This is a genomic window from Methylobacterium sp. Leaf456 (assembly GCF_001425465.1).
Lineage (GTDB): Bacteria > Pseudomonadota > Alphaproteobacteria > Rhizobiales > Beijerinckiaceae > Methylobacterium.
This window is the reverse complement of record NZ_LMQV01000012.1, coordinates 277,515-301,519: the sequence shown is the minus strand read 5'-3', so window position 1 is coordinate 301,519 and position 24,005 is coordinate 277,515. Positions and strand designations below refer to the sequence as shown.

The 24,005-nt window shown below is 69.3% G+C and carries 24 protein-coding genes; 6 read left to right on the top strand and 18 right to left on the bottom strand.

Going from position 1 to position 24,005, the window contains the following annotated elements; translation table 11 throughout:
- Window positions 1-12: 12 nt before the first annotated feature.
- The 3 genes from pstB (at window position 13) to phoB (ending at window position 2,600) form a co-directional block, all read left to right on the top strand.
- Window positions 13-828, top strand: coding sequence for a phosphate ABC transporter ATP-binding protein PstB (gene pstB, locus ASG52_RS11380; RefSeq protein ID WP_056242976.1), 816 nt, complete (start codon window positions 13-15; stop codon window positions 826-828).
- A 166-nt stretch (window positions 829-994) separates the two neighbouring features.
- The gene (gene phoU / locus ASG52_RS11375) at window positions 995-1,708 is read left to right on the top strand and encodes a phosphate signaling complex protein PhoU (protein ID WP_056242975.1); all 714 of its coding nucleotides are present in this window, start codon (window positions 995-997) and stop codon (window positions 1,706-1,708) included.
- Between the two features lie 187 nt (window positions 1,709-1,895).
- Complete coding sequence (phoB, locus tag ASG52_RS11370) at window positions 1,896-2,600, top strand: phosphate regulon transcriptional regulator PhoB (protein WP_056242973.1); 705 nt, start codon at window positions 1,896-1,898, stop codon at window positions 2,598-2,600.
- A 105-nt stretch (window positions 2,601-2,705) separates the two neighbouring features.
- Here phoB and ASG52_RS11365 read toward each other — a convergent pair whose 3' ends face one another.
- Window positions 2,706-4,184, bottom strand: a complete 1,479-nt coding sequence (locus ASG52_RS11365; RefSeq protein ID WP_056243229.1) for a carbohydrate porin — start codon at window positions 4,182-4,184, stop codon at window positions 2,706-2,708.
- A gap of 76 nt (window positions 4,185-4,260) precedes the next feature.
- Window positions 4,261-4,659, bottom strand: a complete 399-nt coding sequence (locus tag ASG52_RS11360) for an MAPEG family protein (protein ID WP_056242971.1) — start codon at window positions 4,657-4,659, stop codon at window positions 4,261-4,263.
- 228 nt (window positions 4,660-4,887) lie between these two features.
- Here ASG52_RS11360 and ASG52_RS11355 point away from each other — a divergent pair, with 228 nt between their 5' ends.
- Both ASG52_RS11355 and ASG52_RS11350 read left to right on the top strand, forming a co-directional pair.
- Window positions 4,888-5,787: a ParA family protein gene (locus ASG52_RS11355; protein WP_056242970.1), complete on the top strand. Its 900-nt coding sequence runs from the start codon at window positions 4,888-4,890 to the stop codon at window positions 5,785-5,787.
- Window positions 5,777-6,307 (top strand): hypothetical protein, encoded by a 531-nt coding sequence (locus ASG52_RS11350; protein ID WP_056242968.1) that lies wholly within the window; start codon window positions 5,777-5,779, stop codon window positions 6,305-6,307. The genes ASG52_RS11355 and ASG52_RS11350 overlap by 11 nt, the downstream gene beginning before the upstream one ends.
- A gap of 242 nt (window positions 6,308-6,549) precedes the next feature.
- On the opposite strand, the gene ASG52_RS11345 is transcribed toward ASG52_RS11350, so the two are convergent.
- The gene (locus tag ASG52_RS11345) at window positions 6,550-7,413 is read right to left on the bottom strand and encodes an outer membrane protein (RefSeq protein WP_056242966.1); all 864 of its coding nucleotides are present in this window, start codon (window positions 7,411-7,413) and stop codon (window positions 6,550-6,552) included.
- Between the two features lie 321 nt (window positions 7,414-7,734).
- Between ASG52_RS11345 and pyk the strand changes: the two genes are divergently transcribed.
- Complete coding sequence (gene pyk / locus ASG52_RS11340) at window positions 7,735-9,171, top strand: pyruvate kinase (RefSeq protein WP_056242964.1); 1,437 nt, start codon at window positions 7,735-7,737, stop codon at window positions 9,169-9,171.
- A 34-nt stretch (window positions 9,172-9,205) separates the two neighbouring features.
- On the opposite strand, the gene ASG52_RS11335 is transcribed toward pyk, so the two are convergent.
- The 15 genes from ASG52_RS11335 to bchC form a co-directional block, all read right to left on the bottom strand.
- Window positions 9,206-10,192 carry an alpha/beta fold hydrolase gene (locus tag ASG52_RS11335; RefSeq protein WP_502691050.1) on the bottom strand — a complete coding sequence of 329 codons (987 nt, stop codon included), beginning with the start codon at window positions 10,190-10,192 and terminating at the stop codon, window positions 9,206-9,208.
- 17 nt (window positions 10,193-10,209) lie between these two features.
- Entirely contained in the window at window positions 10,210-10,815 is a 606-nt protein-coding gene (locus tag ASG52_RS11330; protein WP_056242960.1) for a tetratricopeptide repeat protein, read from the bottom strand.
- Window positions 10,816-10,896: 81 nt separating this feature from the next.
- The gene (gene ykgO, locus ASG52_RS11325) at window positions 10,897-11,022 is read right to left on the bottom strand and encodes a type B 50S ribosomal protein L36 (protein ID WP_003601867.1); all 126 of its coding nucleotides are present in this window, start codon (window positions 11,020-11,022) and stop codon (window positions 10,897-10,899) included.
- A gap of 379 nt (window positions 11,023-11,401) precedes the next feature.
- Entirely contained in the window at window positions 11,402-12,748 is a 1,347-nt protein-coding gene (locus ASG52_RS11320) for an HlyD family type I secretion periplasmic adaptor subunit (protein ID WP_056242959.1), read from the bottom strand.
- Entirely contained in the window at window positions 12,748-14,499 is a 1,752-nt protein-coding gene (locus ASG52_RS11315) for a type I secretion system permease/ATPase (RefSeq protein ID WP_056242957.1), read from the bottom strand. Before ASG52_RS11315 ends, ASG52_RS11320 begins: the two co-directional genes overlap by 1 nt.
- A 554-nt stretch (window positions 14,500-15,053) precedes the next feature.
- Window positions 15,054-16,163 carry a photosynthetic reaction center cytochrome PufC gene (pufC, locus tag ASG52_RS11310; RefSeq protein WP_056242955.1) on the bottom strand — a complete coding sequence of 370 codons (1,110 nt, stop codon included), beginning with the start codon at window positions 16,161-16,163 and terminating at the stop codon, window positions 15,054-15,056.
- Complete coding sequence (gene pufM, locus ASG52_RS11305) at window positions 16,160-17,137, bottom strand: photosynthetic reaction center subunit M (RefSeq protein ID WP_056242953.1); 978 nt, start codon at window positions 17,135-17,137, stop codon at window positions 16,160-16,162. The genes pufC and pufM overlap by 4 nt, the downstream gene beginning before the upstream one ends.
- Window positions 17,138-17,251: 114 nt before the next feature.
- Complete coding sequence (pufL, locus tag ASG52_RS11300; RefSeq protein WP_056242951.1) at window positions 17,252-18,076, bottom strand: photosynthetic reaction center subunit L; 825 nt, start codon at window positions 18,074-18,076, stop codon at window positions 17,252-17,254.
- A 78-nt stretch (window positions 18,077-18,154) separates the two neighbouring features.
- Entirely contained in the window at window positions 18,155-18,343 is a 189-nt protein-coding gene (pufA, locus tag ASG52_RS11295) for a light-harvesting antenna LH1, alpha subunit (protein ID WP_056242949.1), read from the bottom strand.
- 10 nt (window positions 18,344-18,353) lie between these two features.
- Window positions 18,354-18,584 carry a light-harvesting antenna LH1, beta subunit gene (pufB, locus tag ASG52_RS11290; protein WP_056242947.1) on the bottom strand — a complete coding sequence of 77 codons (231 nt, stop codon included), beginning with the start codon at window positions 18,582-18,584 and terminating at the stop codon, window positions 18,354-18,356.
- 159 nt (window positions 18,585-18,743) lie between these two features.
- A complete protein-coding gene (locus tag ASG52_RS11285) occupies window positions 18,744-18,968 on the bottom strand; it encodes a hypothetical protein (RefSeq protein WP_056242945.1) in 225 nt (74 codons plus the stop codon).
- A 70-nt stretch (window positions 18,969-19,038) separates the two neighbouring features.
- Window positions 19,039-20,505, bottom strand: a complete 1,467-nt coding sequence (bchZ, locus tag ASG52_RS11280) for a chlorophyllide a reductase subunit Z (protein ID WP_056242943.1) — start codon at window positions 20,503-20,505, stop codon at window positions 19,039-19,041.
- A complete protein-coding gene (bchY, locus tag ASG52_RS11275) occupies window positions 20,505-22,034 on the bottom strand; it encodes a chlorophyllide a reductase subunit Y (protein WP_056242941.1) in 1,530 nt (509 codons plus the stop codon). The genes bchZ and bchY overlap by 1 nt, the downstream gene beginning before the upstream one ends.
- Before the next feature lie 3 nt (window positions 22,035-22,037).
- The gene (locus ASG52_RS11270; protein ID WP_056242939.1) at window positions 22,038-23,042 is read right to left on the bottom strand and encodes a chlorophyllide a reductase iron protein subunit X; all 1,005 of its coding nucleotides are present in this window, start codon (window positions 23,040-23,042) and stop codon (window positions 22,038-22,040) included.
- The gene (gene bchC / locus ASG52_RS11265; protein ID WP_056242936.1) at window positions 23,039-23,977 is read right to left on the bottom strand and encodes a chlorophyll synthesis pathway protein BchC; all 939 of its coding nucleotides are present in this window, start codon (window positions 23,975-23,977) and stop codon (window positions 23,039-23,041) included. The genes ASG52_RS11270 and bchC overlap by 4 nt, the downstream gene beginning before the upstream one ends.
- Window positions 23,978-24,005 lie beyond the last annotated feature (28 nt).

The window sequence follows — 24,005 nt, the reverse complement described above, 5'->3', positions numbered from 1 at the left end:
GAGAGACCTCCGATGAGCGCCTCCCCCGCGATCCGCAGCCAGCTCGACGGCCGCAACCCGGCCGACCACGCCGCGCCGGTCCGCATCGCCGTCAAGGACCTGAACTTCTACTACGGCCAGTTCCACGGCCTGAAGAACATCAACCTCGACTTCCGCGACCGTCAGGTCACCGCGCTGATCGGCCCCTCCGGCTGCGGGAAGTCGACCCTGCTGCGCACCTTCAACCGCATCTACAGCCTCTATCCGGAACAGCGCGCCGAGGGGCAGATCCTGCTCGACGGCCAGAACGTGCTCGACCCCAAGATCGACCTCAACGAGCTGCGCTCGCGGATCGGCATGGTGTTCCAGAAGCCGACGCCGTTCCCGATGTCGATCTACGACAACGTCGCCTTCGGCCTGCGCCTCTACGAGAAGCTGCCCAAGGCCGAACTCGACGTGCGCGTCGAGGAAAGCTTGCGCAAGGCCGCCCTGTGGGACGAGGTGAAGGACAAGCTCAAGCAGTCCGGCATGGGTCTCTCCGGCGGCCAGCAGCAGCGCCTGTGCATCGCCCGCACCGTGGCCCAGCGCCCGGAGGTGATCCTGTTCGACGAGCCGACCTCGGCGCTCGATCCGATCTCGACGGGCCGCATCGAGGAGCTGATCGAGCAGTTGCGCTCCGAGTTCACGATCGTCATCGTGACCCACAACATGCAGCAGGCTGCCCGCATCTCGCAGTTCACCGCGTTCATGTATCTCGGCGAGCTGATCGAGTTCGACGCGACCTCGAAGATCTTCATGAACCCGGCCAAGCGCCAGACCCAGGATTACATCACTGGTCGCTTCGGCTGACCGGATCGTCCGCTCAACCATTCGACTAGAGCATCATCCCAGATATCGGATCCAGGACGATGCTCTAGGTTATTGTGCCGCATCGTCTTCTTCCGAAAGCCGGCGACCACCTTTCGGGACGATGCTCTAGGCGACGGGTGGCGACGCCCGACCGGAGAGTCCGAAGATGCCCGAACATATCGTCTCGTCCTACGACAACGACCTCGAGAACCTGCGCCGCTCCATCGCCGAGATGGGCGGCGTCGCGGAGAAGATGCTGGCCGAGGCCACCGAGGCGCTGGTACGCCGCGACACCACGCTCGCCCAGGCCGTGATCGTCGCCGACAAGCGTCTCGACACGCTCCAGCGCGAGATCGAGGAGCGCTCGGTGCTGCTCATCGCCCGGCGCCAGCCGCTCGCCATCGACCTGCGCGAGACCATCTCGGGCATCCGCGTCGCGGGCGACCTCGAACGGATCGGCGATCTGGCGAAGAACATCGCCAAGCGCGTCGTCGCGATCAGCGATCAGGCCCAGCCGCAGAAGATCGTGCTCGGCGTGCAGCACATGAGCGACCTCGTGCAGGAGCAGCTCAAGGACGTGCTCGACGCCTATGCCAGCCGCGACACGGCCGCCGCCCACGACGTCTGGGAGCGCGACGGGGCCATCGACGCGCTCTACAACTCGTTGTTCCGCGAACTCCTGACGTACATGATGGAGGACCCGCGCAACATCTCGTTCTGCACGCACCTGCTGTTCTGCGCCAAGAACGTCGAGCGCATCGGCGACCACACTACCAACGTCGCCGAGACGATCCAGTATCTCGCCACCGGCGAAGTGCCGACGGGCGAGCGCCCGAAGAACGACGCCTCGAACTACGCCACCGTTCAGCCGGGCGCCTGAGCCATTTAAGTAGACGCAACCTGCATGGTCTTCGCGCTCCCCGTGTCTCGGATCGCGCGAAGGCCGACGTGAGACGCTGTTTGCCGGGACTGTCCGATCGCCGGGACTGGATTCCCGCGCGCGCCTCGGTCACCGTTGCGGTGAACGCGGAGGCCCCTGGCAAACAATGCGAATGGGACAACGTCCGATGACGAGCGCGCGCATCCTGATCGTCGAGGACGAGGAATCGCTGACCACGCTGCTGCGCTACAACCTCGAAGCCGAGGGCTTCGTGGTGGACGTGGCGATCCGCGGCGACGAGGCGGATCTCCGCCTGCACGAGACCACCCCCGACCTCGTCCTGCTCGACTGGATGGTGCCGGGCCTGTCCGGGATCGAGCTGTGCCGCCGCATCCGAGCCCGCCGCGAGACCGAACGGCTGCCGGTCATCATGCTCACTGCCCGCGGCGAGGAGGCCGACCGGGTGCGCGGCCTCTCGACGGGCGCCGACGATTACGTGGTCAAGCCGTTTTCGGTGCCGGAGTTGCTCGCCCGCGTGCGTTCGCTCCTGCGCCGGTCCAAGCCCGCCCACGTCGCCGACATGCTGACCGCGGGCGACATCGAACTCGACCGGGTGAGCCACCGCATCCGCCGCCAGGGCCGCGAGATCCATCTCGGGCCGACCGAATTCAAGCTGCTCGAATACCTGATGCAGAGCCCCGGCCGCGTCTTCTCCCGCGAGCAGCTCCTCGACGGCGTGTGGGGCCACGACGTCTACATCGACGAGCGCACCGTCGACGTCCATGTCGGCCGCCTGCGCAAGGCCATCAACCGCCCCCGCCAGAGCGACCCGATCCGCACCGTGCGGGGTTCGGGGTATTCGTTCGACGAGATGTTCGCGGTGGCCGAGTAGTTTTTCACAAGCAGCCTCCCACCCAACTACCTCATCCTGAGGTGCTCCGCGAAGCGGAGCTTCGAAGGAGGGGGATGGGTTAGGAGCAGCCGGTGAAACGGCGCCTCAATAGTTCACCGTCGCTCGAAGCCCGATGACCGTCGCATTGCGGATGCGCCGTCCGCCCGCATCCGGCAACCCGCCGCCGGGGCGCATGACGTATTGCAGGTCCGGCTGGAGCGTGAAGCCCGGCACGATCTCGGCCTGATAGGTCGCCTCGATCACCGTCTCGCTGCTGCGGATCGGGCCCGTTCCGGTGCCCAGAATGATGGCGTCCCGGTCGAAGCCGCGTGCGGCGGGCGCGATGCGCGAATGGATCACCCCGAGGCCCGCGGTGTCGTTGGGGCGGCCCGGAATCAAGCCCTTGTAGGCGATGCCGGCATCCACGTAGAGGTCGATGAGGTTGCGGTCGCCGGGCACCGCCGAGAGGCGGACGAAGGCCGAGGCGCCCTCCCCCGGCGCGCCGGGCTCGTTGTAGAGCGTCTGGTCGAGGATGGCGTAGACGCCGCTGTCGCCGCGGAAGCGCCGGGCGATGCCGCTGGCCTCCGGATCGGCCAGGAGCCGCCCGCCGACGCTGTCGAGCCGCGGGCTGTCGAACCGGCCGAAATGGTGCCAAGCGCCGAGCGTCGCCGTGCCGGGCAGCCCCGCGGTGCCGGGCAGCGAGGGGTAGGCGTAGGCGGCCTCGCCGATCAGCAGGGCCGGATCGCTGACGCGGAAATCCGTGCCAGTGCGGTTGCGCCGCTGCGGATCGGTGCCGTCGTCGAAGCGCGGCGTGCCGGCCGGGTCGCCGTTGAAGATCGCGGCCTGGAACGACAGGGCGTCGGTCGGCACGTATTTCACCCGGATCGCGGGCGTGGCCAGCGGGTAGATCGGCCCGCCGCTCGGCATCACCACGGCGCCGACATTGGGCCAGCCGAAGCCGGCGTTGAGGAACACCACACCCGACTGGGCGATGGCGAACTCGGTGTCCGCCGAGACCTGCCCGACCTTGATCGAGAGCTTTTCGCCGAAGAAGCTCTGTTCGACCCACAATTCGAACAGTCGCGTGGAGGGCAGTGCCTCGATGCCGCTCACCGTCGTGAGGTTGTTCACGAACGAGCGCGACATCCCGTGGCCGTGGATCTGAAAGAAGTCGGTGTGAAACCGCGCGCCCTCCCAGCCCATGAAGCGGTCGAGATCGATGTCGAGCCCGGCGTCCAGACGGCCCCCATAGGTCGCGCCGCGCCTGAGGCCGCCGGACACGTCGGCGAGGCCTTCGCCGATATAGGTGAGCACATAGGTGATGCCGCGCCGGGCCAAATAAGCCCGCAGGCCGAACGGGTCGCCGTTCGGGCCGAGCGCGGATTCGATCGAGCCCTTGTTGGTGACCGAGACATGATCCGAGGTGCGCGACTGCGCCACCGCGGTCTGCGGATCGCCGCCGGCACCCGTGAGCGGTAGCAAAAACTCCTGAGACGCGGCCGGACCGGCGGCGAGACAGGCCGCGAGCGCGGCGAGCCGCGCCCATCGTTCCGCCGCGCCCCGGCGCCGAGTTTCGCGTCTCACTTTCAAGACCTGTCGCCCGGCTCTCCGTCTCCCTATCAAGCAGAAGCGGATGACAGAGCCGAGACCATCCAGAACTTCAGCCGGCGCGCAGCAACAACAGAATCGCCGTGACCGCCATGACGGCGATCGTCGCGATGATGCCGCCGCCACGGCAGGCGAACTGGCGCGGGGTGTTGGTGCCGGCGAACATGCCGATCGGGTGCAGGATGCGGGCGATCACCAGCACGATCAGCAAGCCCTGAACCCAGCCATGCGCGCCGCCGCCGGCCTCGTAGAGTGCGATCAGCAGGAGCGTGAACGGCACGAACTCGCCGAAATTGGCGTGCGAGCGGATGCGCCGCTGCAACGCGTCCTGACCGCCGTCGCCGAACAGCACGTTGCCGGTCAGCCGCCCGCCGATCACCCAGGCCGAGAGGCCGGCATAGATCAGGCCCAGCAGGCCGGCATAGAAGGCGGTGGTGGTCGGAAAGATCACAGGCTCAGGTCTCCATCGTCGATCAGGCAACGCACCAATCGGTGCCGGCCCCGCTTGTTCCGGCGCCCGCGCGGACGTGAACGGCTCCGTTTCATGCCCTGTGGATTGTCCCGGCAGGCTCGCGCGTCCGCATCGCGGGGGAAAGGCGAAGCCTGACATAAGTCTGTCTCGCTTCGCGCCGATGTCGGTGCCGAGAGAGTTGAGCGTGAGACCTGAGGAGGACACCCGTTGAGCGGCAAGCTGATCGCGGTCGCCAACATGAAGGGCGGTGTTGGCAAGACGACGACGGTCGTCATGCTGGCCGAGGCGCTCGCCGCCGACGGGGCGCGGGTGCTCGTGGTCGATCTCGATCCGCAGGCCTCGGTCTCGGTCTGCCTCGCGGGCGACGACCTTCTGGCGCAGATGATCTCCCGCGGCCGAACGCTGGAGGCCTACCTCGCCCTCAAGCTCATCACCCGCCACAAGCCGGACCTGCGCGCCCGCATTCAGCCCGGCGTCAGTCTGACCACGCACAAGAACCGGCCGCTCGAACTCTCGCTGCTGCCGTCGGGCCCGCATCTGCGCCTCGTCGAGCGCGAGATCCTCTACGAGCTGACCGAGCGGAAGTTCTCGATGAGCGACATCGAGGGCCGGCTTTGGACCCTCTTTCAGGACGAGTTCGCGCCGCTGGCGCTGGATTACGATTACGTCTTCTTCGATTGCGCGCCGGGCATCTCGCCGATGACCGAGGTCGCGGTGCGGACCGCCGACCTCGTGCTCGTCACCTCGATCCCCGATTTCCTCTCGACCTACGGCCTCAACGCCTTCGTCGAGACGATCTGGCGGCGCAGCGGGCGCAAGGACGGGCATATCGCGCCCCGCAGCGCGCCCTACGTGCTCGTCACCCGCTATCAGGCGCAGGTGCGCCAGCACCAGCAGACGTTGGCCCGCCTCATCGCCGAGGCCGGCGCGGCGGATGCCGGCTTCCACCTGCTCGACACCCGCATCCCCCAGGCGGCGGCGCTCGCCGATGCGCTCGTCCCGGTCGGCGGCGCCCCGCCGACCTTCTCGGCCAAGTACGGCGCGCACGTGCCGAACGTGCTGATCCCCCTCGTCGCGGAAGTGAAGGACATCCTCCATGGCCCTTGATGTCGATGGATACGCGGTGCTGCAGGCGATGGCCGCCGCGCCCGAGGCCTTTCCCGACATCCGCGCCGAGATCCCGAAGGCCGCCCGCGCCCTCGTCGTGCGCCAGCTCAAGGCGCGCGGCCTCAAGGCGCACGCCCTGCGCAACATCCGCGACGTGATCGGGACGGAGGCCTTCGCCCTGATCGCCGACGGCATGACCGATGCCGAGGTGAAGGCGGTGGTGGCCCGCCTCGACCCGCACCACCCGACGCTGAAGCAGGCTACCCCCGGCTGGCTCCGCCGCCGCCTCGCGGCGCTCGCCGCGGGCGAGGCGCCCCTGCGCCGGGGCGAATCGGTCCCGCCGGAGCCCGCCGCCCCCGTCCCGCCTCGCGCATTCGGCAGCCGCCCGTTCGCGGCGGTCTGGGACGGCGTCGATCACGACGCGCCCGCCGCCTCGAAGGCGGACCGGAAGGAGGCGAAGGCGGCGGCCAAGAAGGAGCGGAAGGAGCCCGAGAAGAAGAAGGGCAAGAAGAAGGATTGAGCGCGGCGCCGGGCGCCCGTCGTCCCATCAGACCCCCTCATCCTGAGGTGCTGAGCGGCTGCCTTGAAGGAGAGTTCCAGCTCGCGCGCGATCCTCGGAGCCCTCCTTCGGGGCTCCGCTTCGCTCCGCACCTCAGGATGAGGGGGTCTGATGGGAGAAGCCGACCCCCCAAGGCGACGCTCAAACGAAAACGGGCGCCCCGAAGGGCGCCCGCTCCGTCTCGCCGGTGAGGCGAAATCCGATCAGTAGGCGCTGAACTTGTAGTTGAAGCCGGCGCGGATCAGGCTGCCCTCGGTGCCGAAGCGGGCGGCGTAGCCGTTGGTGCCGGCCGGGTTGAGGACGGCGATGGTGCGGCTGCCGAGATCGTAGCGGATGTACTCGGCCTTGATCGTCACGTCCGACTTGATGCCGAGCAGCTTGCCGAAGGCGAAGGTGTTCAGGAACGAGTCGGTCGGGATCGCGTACTCGATGCCGCCGCCATAGTTGTAGCCGGTCTCGAACTGCTTGTCATAGCCGCCGAGGAACTGCAGCGGCAGGCCGTTGGCCGGGGTGCCGAACAGCTGAGCGCCGTAGGCGACCTGACCGAAGGCGAGACCGCCGGTCCCGTAGACGAGGAACCGGTCGAAGGCGTAGCCGAGCTTGCCGTTGACGGTGCCGAGGTAGTCGAGGTTCTGCGTGTAGACGCTGGCGTTCGAGCCGGCCTGGGCCGGGTTGAAGGCGCCGCCGAAGCCGGTGTTCTTGTGCAGGTCGGTCCAGGTGATGTCGAAGGCCGCACCGACGACGAAGCCCGAGCCCGGCGTGAACTGCAGGTTATAGCCCATGCCGCCGCCGATCTTCGAGAAGCCGTCGACTTCGCTCTTGAGCGAGGCGGGGCGGAAGTTGGCGTCGACGTTCGCCTGCGTCACCGCCGAGAGGCCGGTGGTGCGGATGTTCGGGTTGTCGGTGAAGGCGTAGCCGGTGTGCAGGCCGGCGTAGAAGCCCGTCCAGGTGAAGACCGGGACAGGGGTGAAGACCGGCGCCGGAGCGACGCGGCGCGGCAGGTCGGCGGCCAGAGCCGCGGTGGAAGCGAGCGCGGCTGCGCCGCCGAGGAGGAGGGATCTGATCACGGGAAGGACCGCCTGGAACTGCTGAATTCGTGAGCGAACGTAGCAGCACAATGGTCAAGCTGCCTATGGCAACGGAGCAACACGCAGCCGCCGCTTGCAGTCGTGGAGCCGTCTTTCGCGTCCCCCTTCCATGAAACCTGCGCGGGCAGTGGGTCCGCCGCTGCCCGGAGCGCTGCGCTTGACCTACGCGGCGCAGGGATGCTTCTGGCCCGGCAAGCCCCCGTCCGGCCGCCGACCTCCCGATCCGTCGCGCGTCATCCGGGCCGTTCCCGCCCTCGCGCTCCCGCGATTCGGCGGGTCCAGCGGGTCATGGAGGCTGGATTGAAGCGCTCGCGCCGCACCAAGATCGTCGCAACCCTGGGCCCGGCATCGGAATCGCCGGAGATGATCGCCAAGCTGTTCCAGGCCGGCGCGGACGTATTCCGCATCAACATGAGCCATCTCGACCGCGCCAAGCTACCTGAGCGCATCGAGGTGATCCGCACGATCGAGCGGGAGGCCAAGCGTCCGATCGGCATCCTGGTCGATCTGCAAGGGCCGAAGCTGCGGCTCGGCACGTTCGTCGATACCGCCGCCGAGCTGGAGAACGGCCAGAGCTTCGTGCTCGATTCGGACCCGACGCCGGGCGACGTGCATCGCTGCTACCTGCCCCATCCCGAGATCCTCTCGGCGCTGGAGCCGCAGCACGCGATCCTGATCGACGACGGCAAGCTGCGCCTGGTCGTGACCGAGGTGAGCGAGGGCCGCGCGGTCACTCGCGTCGAAGTCGGCGGGCGCATCTCGAACCGTAAGGGCGTGTCGCTGCCCCACACCGTGGTGCCGCTGCCGGCGATGACCGAGAAGGACCGCGCCGACCTCGATGCCGGCCTCGCCGCGGGCGCCGACTGGATCGCCGTCTCCTTCGTGCAGCGCCCCGAGGACGTGGCCGAGGTGAAGAAGGTCGCCGCCGGCCGCGCCCTGGTGATGGCCAAGATCGAGAAGCCGCAGGCGCTCACCCGCCTCGACGAGATCATCGAGATCTCCGACGGCATCATGGTGGCCCGCGGTGATCTCGGCGTGGAGATGCCGCTGGAGCAGGTGCCCGGCGTGCAGAAGCGCATCACCCGCGGCGCCCGTAGGCTCGGCAAGCCCGTCGTCGTCGCGACGCAGATGCTCGAATCGATGATCACCGCGCCGGTGCCGACCCGCGCCGAGGTCTCGGACGTCGCCACCGCCGTCTACGAGGGGGCGGACGCCGTGATGCTTTCGGCCGAGAGCGCCGCGGGCGCCTTCCCGGTCGAGGCCATCTCCACGATGAGCCGCATCGCCGAGCAGGTGGAGCGCGACGCGCTCTACTGGTCGATCCTGACGGCGCAGCGCACCGGCCCGGAGGCCACCGCCTCCGACGCCATCGCGGCCGCCGCCCACCAGATCGTCGAGGCCCTGGACCTTCGCGCCATCATGGCCTGGACCCATTCGGGCTCGACGGTGCAGCGCCTCGCCCGCTCGCGGCCGAACGCCAGCGTGATCGCCCTGACGCCCAAGCGTGAGACCGCGCGTCGCCTCACCATGGTGTGGGGCACGCACCCGATCGTCACGAAGGACGCCAGCGACATCGACGATATGGCCTTCCGCGCGGCGAAGTTCGCCGTGCGCGAGCGCTTCGCCGAACTCGGCGACCGGGTCATCGTGGTGGCCGGCGTGCCCTTCGGCATTCCGGGCGCTACCAACATGGTCCGCATCGCCTTCGTGACCCGCGAGCACGCCGAGCAGGCCTAACGGTCCGGGCCCCGCGTTCCGCGCGGGGCCCGGCTCACGAACGTCCGGGCATCCGGGCGAGCAGGCTTTCCGTCTCCCGCACGATGGCCTCGGGGGCGGTGTAGGTGATCATGTGGCCCGCGCCCGGCAGGGTGACGAGGCGGGCCTCCGGCACGGCCCGGCTCAGCGGCTCAGCCTGTTTCTCGGTCACCACGACCGGATCGCCCACCCCCGACACGATCACGGTCGGCACCCGAAGCGAACCGTAGCGCGGCGCCTGCTCGGCCAAAGCCGCGGGCAGGCCGGCGAGGTCCTGGATGTTGGCGAGCGCCGCGCCCGGCCGCAGGATCAGCAGCGCGCGACTCTTCTCGACGTAATCCTCCACCGGCGGCTCGGGCCGAAACACGCTCTTGGCGATTCCGGGGAGGTAATACATCCCGAGCGGCACCGCGACGGTCCGGGTCAGCAGCCACGTCACCGACGGCTTCAGCGCAAGGCCGGCCCACCACGGCAGTGCGGTCGGCGGGAACGGCATCGCCACGGGCGCCAGCAGGACGAGGCCCGCCGCCTGCTCCGGCCGGTCGAGCGCCATACGGAGCGCCAGCGCGCCCGACCACGAATGGCCCATGAGGATCGCCGGCCCGAGCCCGAGCCGGTCGATCGCCTCACCGATCGCCCGCGCCTGGAAGGCCGGCGTCGCGGCCTCCCCGTCGGCGAGCCGGTCGCTGTTGCCGTAGCCCGGCCGGTCGAACGAGACGACGCGGAAGCCGGCCGCGGCGAGGCGGCGCCCGACCCCTTCCATCGGATCGTAGGCGTTGGCCGAGGCCCCGTGCAGCAGCACGACGGTGCCCTGCGCGCCCTGCCGCGGCCCGTCATCGAGATAGGTGAGCATCCCGCCGGTGACGGCGACTTCGTTCGAGGCCGGCGGGTAGCGAGCCTCGACCCGCGCGGCGATCAGCACGGTCGCCGCCGCAGCGGCCCCAAGGACCAAAAAAATCAGCCCGGCGGCGAGCGCGAGGAAGACGGCCGCGAAGCGGAAGATGTCGGACACGGGGCGCGTCAGAGGTCGCGGCCGTCCACGTCGGGTCTCAGCCGGTCGATCGCCTTCTTCAGGATGTCCCAGCGCGGATAGAGCGCCTCCGCCCGGCGGAAGGCGTCGAGGGCGCGGCCCTTGTCGTCGGCGGCGAGGTAGAGCTTGCCCAGCGCCGCCCAGGCCTCGAAGTGGCGCGGCTCCAGCACCAGGGCGCGCTGGAGGTCGGCGATGGCGGTCTGCGAATCGGACAGGCGGAAGAACAGCGTGGCGCGCCGGCTCCAGCCCTCGGCCCAGTTCGGCTCCAGGGCGACGGCCCGGTCCATCAGCTCGACGGCGAGCGGCAGCTCGTTGCCGGCCATGGCTTGGCGGGCGCGGTCGGAGAGGAGGTCGGCGGTGGCGCTGCCGGAGCGGCCGAGGCGGCGCTCGATCAGGGTGGCGACGGCCTTCGATTCGGCCTCGTCGTCCGATTCCTTGAGCCGCTTGTAGAGATCGTCGAGGCTGACCGGCGGAGGCGCCTTGCGCTCCTTGTCCGGCTGCTCGCGCCCGCCCGGCTCGGGCGCCGGGGCGGCGATGGCACTCGTCCCCGCCAGCGCGAGGAAGACGATGAGGATCGGGAGCGGGCGGACGGGCATAGGCCCAACATCCACCCGGTCACAGGGGGCGTCAACGCGCCCGCACGCCGCGCCTTGTTCGGGCGCCGACGTGGAAGGCTTTTAGCCCTGGCGGGCCTTGAAGCGCTTCTGGGTCTTGTTGATGACGTAGACCCGACCCTTGCGGCGGACGAGCTGGTTGTCGCGGTGACGGCCGCGCAGGGACTTGAGGGAGTTGCGAATCTTCATCGGTCTCACGTCGGCGCGGATCGAGACCGGCCGCCTGTTGTCGGAAAGAGTTTCTCGGAACGGAGCGCCGCGGACGGCACTCCGGCGATGGCGGTTCATGACATCGCGGGAAGGCCGCCGCCTTACCAGACAACGGGCTTCGCAGGCAAGGTGTCGCGGCTCGGCGATCTCGGGCTTCCGATCATGCCGCGACGCGGATCGGTCTTCGATCACCCTCGGCCGTCATTCCGGGGCGCCGCAGGCGAACCCGGAATCCACGACGGGCCGCGACGGTTGATGTAGCGGCGCATCACGGGTGGATTCCGGATTCCGCTTCGCGGCTCCGGAATGACGGCGGAGTGATATGCAATGTCCTATCGACCCCGGAACGTTGCTCGCCTTAGCGCTCGCGCCACGCCTTCGCCAGCTGATCGGTCAGCGGCTTTACCAGATAGGACAGCACCGAGCGCTCGCCGATCTGGGTGTAGGATTCGACCGGCATGCCGGGTACGAGGCGCAGGCCGTTGAGATGGTTCTTCTCGTCGTCGGCGATGCGGATGCGCGCCGTATAGAAGCTCATCCCGGTCTTCGGGTCGGTGGTCACGTCGGCCGAGACCCGCACAACGACGCCGTCGATCTCCGGCGTGGTGCGCATGTTGAAGGCGGAGAAGCGCAGGTTCGCCTTCTGGCCGACGCGGACGTTGTCGATGTCCTGCGGCTGCACCCGCACCTCGACGAGGAGCTGGTCGGCGGCCGGAACGATCAGCATGGCCGGCTCACTCGGCGTCACGAGGCCGCCGATGGTGTGCACGGTCAGCTGGTGGACGTAGCCGTCCTGCGGTGCGCGCAGGTCGATGCGCTTGAGCTGGTCTTCGGCCGCGACGCGCTTCTCGCGAAGCTCCGACCATCGTCCGCGGATTTCGGCGAGATCCTTGCCGACCTCGGTGCGCATCTCCTGATCGATCTGGAAGATCTGCAGCTCGGTCTCGGCGATCTTGCCGCGGGCCGACGCCGTCGAGGCGATGAGCTGGCCGCGCTCGCCCTCGATCCGGGCACCGTCGCGCTCCAGCGCGGTGACGCGCGACAGCGGCACGAGGTTCTTGGAATAGAGTTCGCGCACGCCCTTCAGCTCCTGGCCGATCAGGACGATCTCGCGATTCTTGGCCGCCGCCTGCTCGGTGAGGCCGGAAATCTCTTGGCGCAACTGATCGATGCGCTCGCGCAGCTGCGCCTTCTGCCCCTCGCGGCCGGCGACGCGGGAGGCGAACAGACGCGATTCGCCGTCGATCAGGCGGGCGACCGAGGGGTCGCTGTCGATCCGCGAGACCAGATCGTCGGGGAACGCGATGGTCTTGTGGCCGTCGCGCTCGGCCTCGTCGCGGGCGCGCCGCGCGGTGAGTTCGTCCATCGCCTTCAGGACGATGTCGAGGTTGGCCCGCGTCTGGGTCTCGTCGAGGCGGATCAGTACGTCGCCCGCCGACACCTTCTGCCCCTCGCGCACGAGAAGCTGGCCGACGACGCCGCCGGTGGGGTGCTGCACCTTCTTGATGTCGGTCTCGACCACGAGCTGGCCCGGCGCGATCACGGCGGCCGAGACATGGGTGAAGGTGGCCCAGCCGCCGATGCCGAAGACGAGGACGACGGCGAGCCCGACCGTCACGGCGAGGTGACGGCGGATCGAGCCGTGGGCGGTCGGCCGCGGCAGGGCGGGCGCGAGCCCGGTGAGGGGCACGAGGCTCGTGGACATCAGGCGCTCTCCTGCCGGGCATTGGCGACGGCTTGCGCGGCGGGCGGGGCCGCCACCGGGGCGGGGGCCGGGCGCAGCACGCGCTTCAGCACCTCGTCCTTCGGCCCGAAGGCCTGGGAGCGGCCGTCGGCCATCATCAGGATGAGATCGACGGCGGCGAGTGCGCTCGGCCGGTGGGCGACGACGACGCAGACGCCGCCGCGCTGGCGCACGCCGAGGATCGCCTGGGTCAGGGCGTTCTCACCCTCGCTGTCGAGGTTGGCGTTGGGCTCGTCGAGCACCACGAGGAACGGGTCGCGGTAGAGCGCGCGGGCGAGCCCGATGCGCTGGCGCTGGCCGGCGGAGAGCCCGGCCCCGCCCTCGCCGATGCGGCTGTCGTAGCCCTCGGGCAGGCGCAGGATCAGGTCGTGGACGCCCGCGGCGCGGGCCGCCGCGATGACGAGTTCGGATGGCGGGTTCGGCTCGAACCGGGCGATGTTCTCGGCGACCGTGCCGGCGAACAGCTCCACTTCCTGGGGCAGGAAGCCGACATGCACGCCGAGATCGTTGCTCGACCATTGGTCCAGCGCCGCGCCGTCGATGCGGACCTTGCCGCGCACCGGCGGCCAGACGCCGACCATGGCGCGCACCAGCGAGGACTTGCCGGAGGCGGAGGGCCCGATCACGCCGACGCCCTGGCCGGCCTTCAGGGTGAAGGTGACGTCCTGCACGACGATGCGCGCGGTGCCCGGCGGGGCGATGCTGACCCCCTCGACCGTGATCGTCTGGCTCGGGGCCGGGAGCGCGTGCGGCTGATCAGCGGCGGGCAGCTTGGCGAACAGCTCGGACAGGCGCCGCCAGCTCTGGCGGGCGGCGACAAAGCCCTTCCAGTTGGCAATGGCGAGTTCGGCCGGGGCCAGCGCGCGGGAGACGAGGATCGAGCCGGCGATGATGATGCCGGGGGTCGCCTCGGCGTGGATCACCAGCCACGCGCCGAGCGCCAGCACGCCCGATTGCAGCGCCATGCGAAACACCTTGGAGCCGGCACCGAAGCCGCCGCCGACATCGGCCACGCTCTGGTGCGATTCCATGTAGTCGCGGTTGGACACGGCCCAGCGGGCGGCGAGCCGCTGCTGCATGCCCATGGCGGCGAGCACCTCCGCGTTGCGGCGGCCGGATTCGGCGAGCCCGTTGCGGCGCAGGCCATGGCCGGTGGCGGCCTGGGTCGGCCCCTTGGTGGCCCGGTCGGTGAGGAAGGTGAGGCCGGCCAGGATCGCCATGCCGACGATCGCCGCCATGCCGATATAGGGATGGAACAGGAAGCAGATGCCGACATAGATCGGCATCCAGGGCAGGTCGAAGAAGGCCGACGGGCCTGTGCCCGACAGGAACGAGCGGATCTGGTCGAGATCGCGCAGGGGCAGCAGGCCGTCGCCCGGCACCGCGCCCTTGAGGGGGGCGCGCACGACGATGTCGAACACCCGGCCGCTCAACGATTCGTCGAGCGCGGCGCCGATGCGCGCCAGGATGCGCGAGCGGATCGCCTCCAGCACGCCCTGGAAACCGTAGAGCACCAGCGCCAGCACGCTGAGGCCGACGAGGGTCGGCACGCTCCGGCTCGGGATCACCCGGTCGTAGACCTCGAGCATGTAGAACGAGCCGGTGAGGTAGAGGATGTTGACGAGGCCGCTCATCACGGCGACGCCGATGAACGCCGCCTTGCACTGCCCCAGCGCCGCGGCGATCTCGTTCCTGTCGCGCCCTTTGCTCACCGCCCCGCCCCCCGACTTCCGGTGGCCCTGCGCCCGCCGTCGCGGCCGGCTCCGTTCGGAGACTGCGACCGTCCTGCGTTCATAAGGCCAATCGTGTCCAAATTTAAGCGATCGATCAGCCTATTTCGCGCCGATACTGCAAAGCTACTGTCGAAGTGAGTGCACCACCCCGGCGTTTTTCGAGCTGAGGGGCTGCAAAAATCAGTCGATCGCCGCACGGATATGCGGTTCGATGGACTTCGGTGCCGGCCGCGGCGGTTCATGCACGTATTGACCCATGACGAACCGGCCGGAGCCTTCGCGTCTGTAGTCGCGAAGGCGCGGACGGCGAACGATGTCGGCGCGCCGCCCGAGCGGAGCGCCGTGCGAGCCTTATCGCACCGATCGGTTTCGGAAAGATGGCGAGACCGGCGGGAGCGTATCTAGCCGACGGCGCTCGGAGCGGCATCGGACTTCCGGCGGACGGTTCTGCATCGACCGAAAAGAAAACCGCCGGCCCGATCGCTCGGGCCGGCGGCTTGGTCTCTCGGGGTCGTTCGGGGCGCGCGGGCCCGCTATTGCGGGGGCGGGCTCGGAGCGGGCGCCGGGGCCGGAATCTCCCCATCCTTTGCCGGGGCCGCACCGGCCTCGGCCGTCACCTGGGTCAGCTCCGGATAGGTCTCGACCACGTGGGCACCGGCGAGCGGCTTGTTCTGACCGTTGTGGCAGGTGGCGCAGTTCAGCTTGGGCGCGTCACCGGTCGGACCGAGGCGGTTGGCCGGGAAGGTCGCCGTCAGCGGCTCGATGTAATCGCCGTTGAGGTCCCGCACCATCCGGATCGCGTGCCAGGCCAGAGTCCGCTGCGGCGTGCTCTGCGACCAGTCCGAGATCGCCCGGGTGTTGTGGCAGTAGGTGCAGTTGACGCCCAGCGCCGACGACATGTGGATCATCAGGCCAAAAGTCTTCTCCGCCTCCTGGATTGGCTTGCCCTTGCTTTCGGGCAGAGCCGTCGTGGCGTTGACGCGGATCAGGTTGTTGTCGACGTCCTTCTTACCGAAGTACTCGCTCATGGTGTTGTACGGCAGCGAGGCGAGGCCGACCGCGGTCGAGGCCATGTTCTGCCCGTTGTTGCGCGGAGTGAACGCGGTCTTGTGGTTCGGGCCCGGATTCTCGAACCAGATGTTCTTCGGCACCGGCTGTCCGCGGTGGCAGGTGTAGCAGTTCACCCCCGCCTCGCCGACATGCTTCTCCTTCCAGGTGGTGTTGATGTGCTGCACCATCTGGATCATGCGCCGGGCGACCTTCTTCTGGTAAAGGCTGTCGTCGGCCATGTTCTCGGTGTTGTGGCAGTAGGTGCAGCCCTGCTCAGGGCTGACCCACTCGGTCATCGAGGTCATCAGGCGGTTGAATTCCTCGACGCTGACGTCCTTCAGCACCTGGACGTTCTGGTAGGTCGCGCCGGCCTTCTCGGTGCCCTGCTCGACCGGCTCGGCCGGATCGGGGGCGACGTTGGCGGCCTTGAGCGCGGCCGCCCCCGCCTTAGTCTGGATCTGATCCATGCCCGTGCCGCGGAAGCCGTGCTGCTGGGCCAGGATCGGGGGCCTCGTCCAGCCGGCGGTGCCGAACTGGGCGATGGTGAGGAAGGCGGCGACGACCGCAGCGGCGACGAGGAGCAGGGTCTTCATGGCGTGCCCCCCGGCGAGCTGAGCGGATCGGTGATCGGTCCGAAGACCTGCGGGTAGGCCGGCGCCACGCCGTGCTTGACCGCCCAGAGATACCAGTTGTCGACGACCGTGCCGGTGAGCAGGATGCCAATGCCACCGGTGATCGTGGTGAGCACCGCGAACCACCACGCCCAGCGGTGGATCGATTCCATCGTGGCGTTGAAGCCCATGGTCCAGCGCCAGAACAGGGCGGCGCGTTCCGTCGCCGTGCCGCGATCGACGATCTGGTCGATCTCACGCTCCGCGCCGTAGCGGCTGGTCGCCAGGATGGTGGCGCCGTGCATGGCAAACAGCAGCGTCGATCCGTAGAGGAACGTGATCGAGAGCATGTGGAACGGGTTGTAGAACAGGTTGCCGTAGCGCAGCGAGAACGCGGCGGTCCAATCGAGATGCGGGAAGATGCCGAAGGGCACCGCCTCGCTCCACGATCCCATCATCAGCGGGCGGATGAAGCCGAGCACGAGGTAGAGCCAGATCGCCGCCGCGAAGGCCCAGGCGGTGTGCGAGCCGAGCCCCAGCGCCTTGGCGCGGCGGTACATGCGCACCCACCACAGCAGGATCGAGGCGGTGAGGAAGAAGCCGGCGATCAGCCACCATCCGCCTTCGGCGAGCGGCGGCAGCACCTTGAGGCCGTATTTCGGCAGAGGCGGCTCCAGCGCCAGCCACGGGAGCTGGCGCACGAACTGAATCGGGTCCCAGTTTACGGAGGCCAGCATGTTGAGGCCGATGATCTCGAAGGCGATCAGGCCGCAGGTCAGCGACAGCGCCCCGAGATAGCCGCCGTAGATCGGCCCGACCTGCGAATTGCCGATGAGCCCGAACAGGTAGCTGTTGAACGGCCGGCCGACGCGGTTGTCGACCGCCACCGGGATGCCGCTCTCCGGCTCGCGCGGGCGCACCTGCACCGCGGTGAAGATGTTCTGGTAGTAGGCCACGGGTTCTCCCTCCCTGGACCTACGGTCGCCCGAGGTTGACCCTCGTGCCCGTCGATCGATCGTTCCGGATGGGACGGCCGGCGGAGTCGCCGGCCGCGGGTTGTCGGTGTCGGGTCAGCGCCAGATCGGCAGGTTGAGCCACCAGCCCCACCACTCGGGCCACCCTTGCGTCCAGAACGGCCCGCTGATGACGATGCAGACCGCGCTCCAGAAGCCCGCCGAGAGCGCCAGGAACAGGCCGAGCCGGTGGATGCCGAGCGTGCCGATCGAGTAGCCGATCGTGTCGCGGAAGTAGGTGTCCTCGTGCTCCGGCGTCTTGACGGTCTCGCCTTTCGGCGGGTTCGTCGAGGACAGGATCAGAGAGCCGTGCAGGGCCAGCGCGAAGGTCGTGGTGAAGAAGAAGCTCACCGCGAGCATGTGCGCCGGGTTATAGTGGAAGTGCAGATACTGGTATCCGGTGTTCGACACCCAATCGAGGTGACTGAGGATGCCGTAGGGGAAGCCGTAGCCCCAGGCGCCCATCAGGAACGGGCGGATCACCACCAGCGTCACGTAGGCGAAGATCGCCACCGCGAAGGCGAACGGCACATGGTAGCCGATGCCGAGCTTGCGGCAGATCTCGACCTCGCGCAGAGCCCAGGACGAGAACGCCCCGACCGCGCAGAAGGTGATGATCTGCCACAGGCCGCCTTCCTTCAGCGGCGCCAGCGCGAGACCGTATTTCAGGTCCGGCGGGGCGATGTTGATCTGCCAGATGTTCCAGGTCGGGCCGATGGCCGCGCCGTAGACCACCAGCGCGGTGCCGAGCACCGAGAAGAACAAGGTCGTGACCCCGAAGAAGCCGACGTAGAACGGCCCCAGCCAGAAGTCGAACAGGTCGCCGCCCAGCAAGGTGCCGCCGCGGACCCGGTATTTTCGCTCGAAACTCAGCATCGCCATGGGCCGGTTCCTCCCGGGGGGTCGGAGAGGGAATGCCGCGGGCGGGTCGAGACCGGCCCGCGGCGGGTTGTTCGCGCGTCAGCCCGGCATCGACGGGAGGACGAGGCTATGGGCGGCGGCCGCCTTGGCGTCCTTCGGGCCTTCCAGCCAGTTGAACCGGTCGGTGCTGAGCAGGATGAAGTGGATCAGCAGCGCCAGGATGAACAGGAAGGTGAAGAGCGCCACCAGCGTGCGGCGCGGATCGAACAGAAGCCAAACCTTGTGCATGCGATCCTCCTCAGCTGATCATCGAGACGAGGCCGTGGGCGGCCTGCTGCACGCCGTCGAGCATGGCGTAGCCCTTCGGTCCGGGAAGCCAGGGGCGCCACATCCAAACGAGGATGTGGGCGACCACGGCGATCGCCGTGAAGATGATGAAGCTCGTCAGGAAGATCGCGTGGAACTCCTTGGCTTCCGGCTCCGTCAGCCCCGACAGGCTGCTCGGTCTTTCGGTCACTCCGTTGGCCATCGATAACCTCCGCTGGTTAGGCCCACGTCCTCGGAGGGACGGGGCGGGTGACGCCGCAACTCGATGACATCGCGGCGCAGGATCCCCCGTGACACCGCACGGAAGGTTCGAGCACGGGCCGGCGACGGGGGCCGGCAGCCGAAAGGGTCGATCCGGGCCTCAGCCCATGAAGGCGAAGGGGATCGCCGAGACCGCCATGGCCTTGGCCTCGCCGAAGACCGAGCGGCGCATCACGGGCAGGCCGCGGCGCGCTTGGGCGCGCCCGGGGAGCACCCGCTGCGCCAGGGCAGCGGCGAGGAAGAACGGGTAGGTCGCCGCCAGGATGATCCGGAACTGGATCGCCTCGTTGTGCTGGCGCGACGGTGCGGTCAGGGAGCGTTGCATGGAGTGGCTCTCCGCGATGGGTCCGCCGCTTGCGCGCGCCGGACGGTGAAGGGGGACGTGGCGGCGACGCTCATGCGGCGGCCCCCACGGTGAGATCGGCCTGCGCCCGCTCGACATGGGCGGGGGCCACCCGCTCGGCGGCGGCGCGGCGGGCGGCGCGCTCGGCGGCGTCGCGCAGACGCTTGGCCGCCGAGATGCGCACCAGCACCGGTTGGGCCTCCACCAGCGCGTCGAGTCTTTCCCGCGCCGCGGCGTCCCAGGGAAGCTCGCGGTGGGTCCGCGCGGGCGTCGCCTCGACCGCATCCATGTCGCGGGCGAGCGGCAGGATGTGGAAGAGCATGTCGAACAGGGCGTTGCAGACCTCCTGCACGAGGTAGGTCGCCCCGGCGTAGCCCATGAACGGCGTGCCGGTGTGCCGCCGGATGATCGCGCCGGGGAAGGAGGCCGGCACGTAGACCGCCCGCCCGCCGGCTTCGGCGAGGTACATCCGCTCGTTGAACGAGCCGAACAGCACGAGCGGCGGGTTCGCCTTGATCGCCGCGCGCACCGCGGCGTTGTCGGGCTTCTGCCCGGCGGTGCGCGAGAACGCGAAGTGGCAGGGCAGGCCCATCTCGTCTTCGAGGAAGTGCCGCACGCCGCGGGCGTAGGTTTCGGTCGCGACGATGCCGAAGCTCGCGGTGCCGAAGAAGTCCTGGGTCACCGAACGCCACAGGTCCCAGACCGGCTTGATCGTGGTATGGCGCTCGCGTTCGATGAACGGCTCCGGATCGATCCCGAGGATCTCGCCGAGCGTCCGCAGGAACTTGGTGGTCGAGAGCACGCCGATCGGCGCCTGCAGGTAGGGCCGCTCCAGGCTCTCGCAGAGCAGGCGCCCGAACTCGCGGTAGAGGCAGATGTTGGCGTCCGCGTTCACGAGCTTGGGCACGTCGGCGAGATGCGAGCCGAGCGGGAAGGTCAGGTTGATCTCGGCGCCGATGCCTTCCACCAGACGGCGGATCTCGGCGAGATCGGACGCCATGTTGAAGGTGCCGTAGGCCGGGCCGATGATGTTGACGCGCGGCTTCTCGCCGGCTTTCCGCTCGGGGCGAGCCGGAATGCCCTTCTTGGCGAAGCGCTTGGCCCCGTATTCCTGCCAGAGCCAGGACATCGCCCGGTCGGCCGCCTGCCACTGGTCCTCGTCGATGGTGCGCGGCAGGAAGCGCTGGAGGCCGGTACCCTCGGGGGTGACGCCGCCGCCGATCATCTCGGCGATGGAGCCGGTGACGACGACGCTGGGCTGGCCCGGATCGAGCGTGGCATGCGCCCGCTTCATCGCGCCTTCGGTGCCGTGGCGGCCGAGTTCCTCTTCCGCCAAGCCGGTGACCACGATGGGCAATTCGTGCGGCGGCAGCGCGTCGGTGTAGTGCAGCACCGAGGTCACCGGCAGGTTCTCGCAGCCGACGGGGCCGTCGATGACGACCTGCAGGCCCTTGATGGCGGTGAAGACGTAGACGGCGCCCCAGTAGCCGCCGGCGCGGTCGTGATCGAGGACGAGCATCAGGCCATCTCCCCGACAGGTTTCACGGGGGCGGCGGCCTTCGGCGCGGCTTTGCGCTGCGGCACGTCCTGCCAGATGCCGGCGGCGAAGCCGGTGCCGACGCCCTCGAAGAAGTCGCGCATGGCATCGAAGCGGGGCTTGTTGGCGAGCGCCGCGTTGATCACGCGGGCGAGCGAGCCGGCGCCCGCCACGCCCATCAAGGGCCGGGCCGAGATCAGGTTGGTGAAGTAGAGGGCCGGCGTGCCGCGCTCCTTGGCGTGCTGCACCACCGGCGTCGTGCCGACGGCGAGGTCCGGCCGGAACTCGTGGAAGGCGGCGAGATCGTCTTCGAGCGAGGCGCGGTAGCGGATCGTGACGCCGCGCTCCTCCAGCCACACCCGATCCGGCTCGGACCAGGGCGTGCGCGGACAGGCGGTGCCGACGTATGGAACCTCGGCTCCGCTCTCGACGAGCAGGCGGGCGACCAGAAGCTCCGAGCCCTCGTAGCCCGAAAGGGTGATGCGGCCCTCGATCGGCATCGCCGAGAGCGCGCCGCGGATCGCAGGCAGGATGCGGTTCTGTGCGGCGGCGATCGTCTCAGCCGGCACGTCGCAGGCGCGGCCGATGGCGGACAGCCACTCGGCGGTGCCGTCGTGGCCGACCGGGGCGGAGCCGACGATCGCGCGGCCAGCCGCCTCGAACTCGCGGATGCTGGCCGTGTAGAACGGATGGATCGCCGCGACCGCGGTGGCGTCCAGCGCCGCGTAGAGTTCGCGCCATTCGCGCGTCGGCACCACCGGGCCGGCCGACAGGCCGAGCGGCTCGAGCAGCGCGCCGATCACCACCGGATCGGCTGGGAACATCTCGCCGAGCAGCGCGACGCTCGGACGCTCGGAGCGGCCGCCGCGGGGCGCCTGGACCGGGCCCTGCTCGGCCTCGGAGCGGGCGAACTTGAGCATCGCGCCGGCCAGCACGTCCTTGGCTTCGGCATGGGTCGGCACGCCGAAGCCCGGCACGTCGATGCCGATGATGCGAACGCCGTCGATCTCCTTCGGCAGGAGGCGCAGCGGGACGCCGGAGGCGGTGGGCACGCAGAGATTGATGACGACGACGGCGTCGCAGTCTTCCGGCTTGGCGGAGGCGTGGACCGCCTCGCGAATGTCCTCGAACAGCTTGCCGGTGACCAGCGTCTCGGAATTGAACGGGACGTAGCCGACGGAGCGGCGCGCACCGTAGAAATGCGAGGTGAAGGTCAGCCCGTAGACGCAGCAGGCCGAGCCCGACAGGATCGTTGCGGTACGGCGCATCCGCAGGCCGACGCGCAAGCTACCGAAGGCCGGGCACATGCTCTGCGGCTGGTCGTGGGGACCGGCCGGATAGTCCTGGCGCAGCTGCTCCAGAGTCTCGGACATGCCGGCGGCCTCGGCGGCGGCCCGCATCGCGTCCTTGCCGGCGTGGCAGCCGAGGCCGTCACCCTTGGTGGCTTCGACGTTGACCGGTTCCGCCGGTTTGCGGGCGCGCAAGGCGCCGATGTCGAGGGAGACGGCCATGCCTCAGACCTCGTCGTAGACGACTTCGAGGGACGGCTTGGTGAGCGTCGAGACCCCGCACATGTCCTCGATGGTGGCGGGCACCAGCACGTAGTCCCGGCCGGTGGTCTCGCTGGAGAACAGGCCGAGCAGGCCGTCCTGGCTGAGCGGCGTCGGGCGGTGCGGCGCGGCGTCCGTCACGTTCTGCGCCAGCTCGGCGAAGAGCGAACCCCACTGCCCGTCCGGCTTGCCGATGATCTCGTAGTTCGCGCTCTTGCGGCGAATGTCCTCGTTGGCCGGGATCGAGGCCAGCACCGGGATGCCGGCTGCGTCGGCGAAGGCCTGCGCCTCGCCGGTGCCGTCGTCCTTGTTGATGACGAGGCCGCCGACGCCGACGTTGCCGCCCATCTTGCGGAAGTATTCGACCGCCGAGCAGACGTTGTTGGCGACGTAGAGCGATTGCAGGTCGTTCGAGCCGACGACGATGACCTTCTGGCACATGTCGCGGGCGATCGGCAGGCCGAAGCCGCCGCAGACCACGTCGCCGAGGAAGTCGAGCAGGACGTAGTCGAAGCCCCATTCGTGGAAGCCGAGCTTCTCCAACAGCTCGAAGCCGTGGATGATGCCGCGTCCGCCGCAGCCGCGCCCGACCTCGGGGCCACCGAGCTCCATCGCATAGACGCCGTCGCGCTTGAAGCAGACGTCGCCGATGGCGACCGCCTCGCCCGCGAGCTTCTTGCGGGTCGAAGTCTCGATGATGGTCGGGCAGGCCCGGCCGCCGAAGAGGAGCGAGGTGGTGTCGCTCTTCGGATCGCAGCCGATCAGCAGCACCTTCTTGCCCTGCTGGGCCATCATGTAGCTGAGGTTGGCCAGCGTGAACGACTTGCCGATGCCGCCCTTGCCGTAGATCGCGATGATCTGCGTCTCGCGGTTGACCGGGCCGGTGGCGACCGGATCCGGCTCGCGGGCCGCTTCCTCGCGCAGCTTCTCCGCGGCGTTCAGCGACGCCTTGTTGAGCTGGACATTCATGCGCAGGCCCTCCAGTCGAGGATCATCTTGAGGCAGGCCGGGTCCGTGAAGGCGGTGCGATAGGCCTCCTCGGCGCTCGCCGCGGGGAGGCGGTGAGTGACCAGCCCATCGAGCGACAGGCCGCCGCCGCGCACGAGCGCCGTCACCGCGGCGAGGTCGTCCGGTCGCCACTCGGCCGAGACCCGGATGCGGGCCTCGCGCAGGAAGGCGGGTGGGAAGGCGAAGGAGAGCGGCGCCTCGTAGAAGCCCGCGAGCACGATCTCGCCCTGGGGCGCGAGGCGGCCGATCAACGTGTCGAGGAGGTCCGCGCTCCCGCTCACGTCGGTGATGGTGGCGTAGCCGCGGGTGGTGTCGGCCTCGGGATCGATCACCGGATAGCCGAAGCTGCCGACCCGGCGGACGGGATCGCGCTCCCACACCACCGGCTGGCCGCCGGCCAGCACGGTCAGCCGGGCGAGCAGACGCCCGAGCACGCCGTGACCGACGATGAGGCTGACGGAGCCCGGCGTGACGCCGGACAGCGCGTGGTAGGCGGTGGCCGCGAGCGCGATCAGGCAGGCCCGGTCGCCGAGGGCGGCATCGACCGGCACGAGGCGCGCGGCCGGGACCACGAGATGGGAGGCGGCGCCGCCGAACAGGCCGCGCACCTCGCCGAAGCAGCGGGCGCCGGGCACGAACACGGTCTGGCCGATCTCGACCCCGCAGTCCGGACCGGCCTCGACGACGGTGCCGACGGACTCGTAGCCGGGAACGAGGGGGTAGCCCATGCCGGGAAAGCTCGGCATCCGGCCCGACCATAGCAGACGCTCGGTGCCGGTGCTGATGCCGCTCCACGAGACGGCGACCACGGCGTCGCAACTGGCGGCGGGCGTCAGCGCGAGGCGGCTGAGCGCCAAGTGCTCCGGTCGCTGGAGGACGACGGCCAAAGCGTCCATGTCCCTGCCTCCGCCCTTGTTGTTGCGA

Excerpts from the sequence above, each read along its gene's own strand:
- phoU (WP_056242975.1), top strand. The coding sequence starts at position 995 with ATGCCCGAACATATCGTCTCGTCCTACGACAACGACCTCGAGAACCTG.
- pufA (WP_056242949.1), bottom strand. The coding sequence starts at position 18,343 with ATGCACAAGGTTTGGCTTCTGTTCGATCCGCGCCGCACGCTGGTGGCG.
- ykgO (WP_003601867.1), bottom strand. The coding sequence starts at position 11,022 with ATGAAGATTCGCAACTCCCTCAAGTCCCTGCGCGGCCGTCACCGCGAC.
- pstB (WP_056242976.1), top strand. The coding sequence starts at position 13 with ATGAGCGCCTCCCCCGCGATCCGCAGCCAGCTCGACGGCCGCAACCCG.
- phoB (WP_056242973.1), top strand. The coding sequence starts at position 1,896 with ATGACGAGCGCGCGCATCCTGATCGTCGAGGACGAGGAATCGCTGACC.
- ASG52_RS11270 (WP_056242939.1), bottom strand. The coding sequence starts at position 23,042 with ATGAATGTCCAGCTCAACAAGGCGTCGCTGAACGCCGCGGAGAAGCTG.
- pufL (WP_056242951.1), bottom strand. The coding sequence starts at position 18,076 with ATGGCGATGCTGAGTTTCGAGCGAAAATACCGGGTCCGCGGCGGCACC.
- ASG52_RS11330 (WP_056242960.1), bottom strand. The coding sequence starts at position 10,815 with ATGCCCGTCCGCCCGCTCCCGATCCTCATCGTCTTCCTCGCGCTGGCG.
- ASG52_RS11320 (WP_056242959.1), bottom strand. The coding sequence starts at position 12,748 with ATGTCCACGAGCCTCGTGCCCCTCACCGGGCTCGCGCCCGCCCTGCCG.
- pufC (WP_056242955.1), bottom strand. The coding sequence starts at position 16,163 with ATGAAGACCCTGCTCCTCGTCGCCGCTGCGGTCGTCGCCGCCTTCCTC.
- bchZ (WP_056242943.1), bottom strand. The coding sequence starts at position 20,505 with ATGCTCGTCCTCGATCACGACCGCGCCGGCGGCTACTGGGGCGCCGTC.
- pufB (WP_056242947.1), bottom strand. The coding sequence starts at position 18,584 with ATGGCCAACGGAGTGACCGAAAGACCGAGCAGCCTGTCGGGGCTGACG.
- ASG52_RS11285 (WP_056242945.1), bottom strand. The coding sequence starts at position 18,968 with ATGCAACGCTCCCTGACCGCACCGTCGCGCCAGCACAACGAGGCGATC.
- bchC (WP_056242936.1), bottom strand. The coding sequence starts at position 23,977 with ATGGACGCTTTGGCCGTCGTCCTCCAGCGACCGGAGCACTTGGCGCTC.
- ASG52_RS11350 (WP_056242968.1), top strand. The coding sequence starts at position 5,777 with ATGGCCCTTGATGTCGATGGATACGCGGTGCTGCAGGCGATGGCCGCC.
- bchY (WP_056242941.1), bottom strand. The coding sequence starts at position 22,034 with ATGGCCGTCTCCCTCGACATCGGCGCCTTGCGCGCCCGCAAACCGGCG.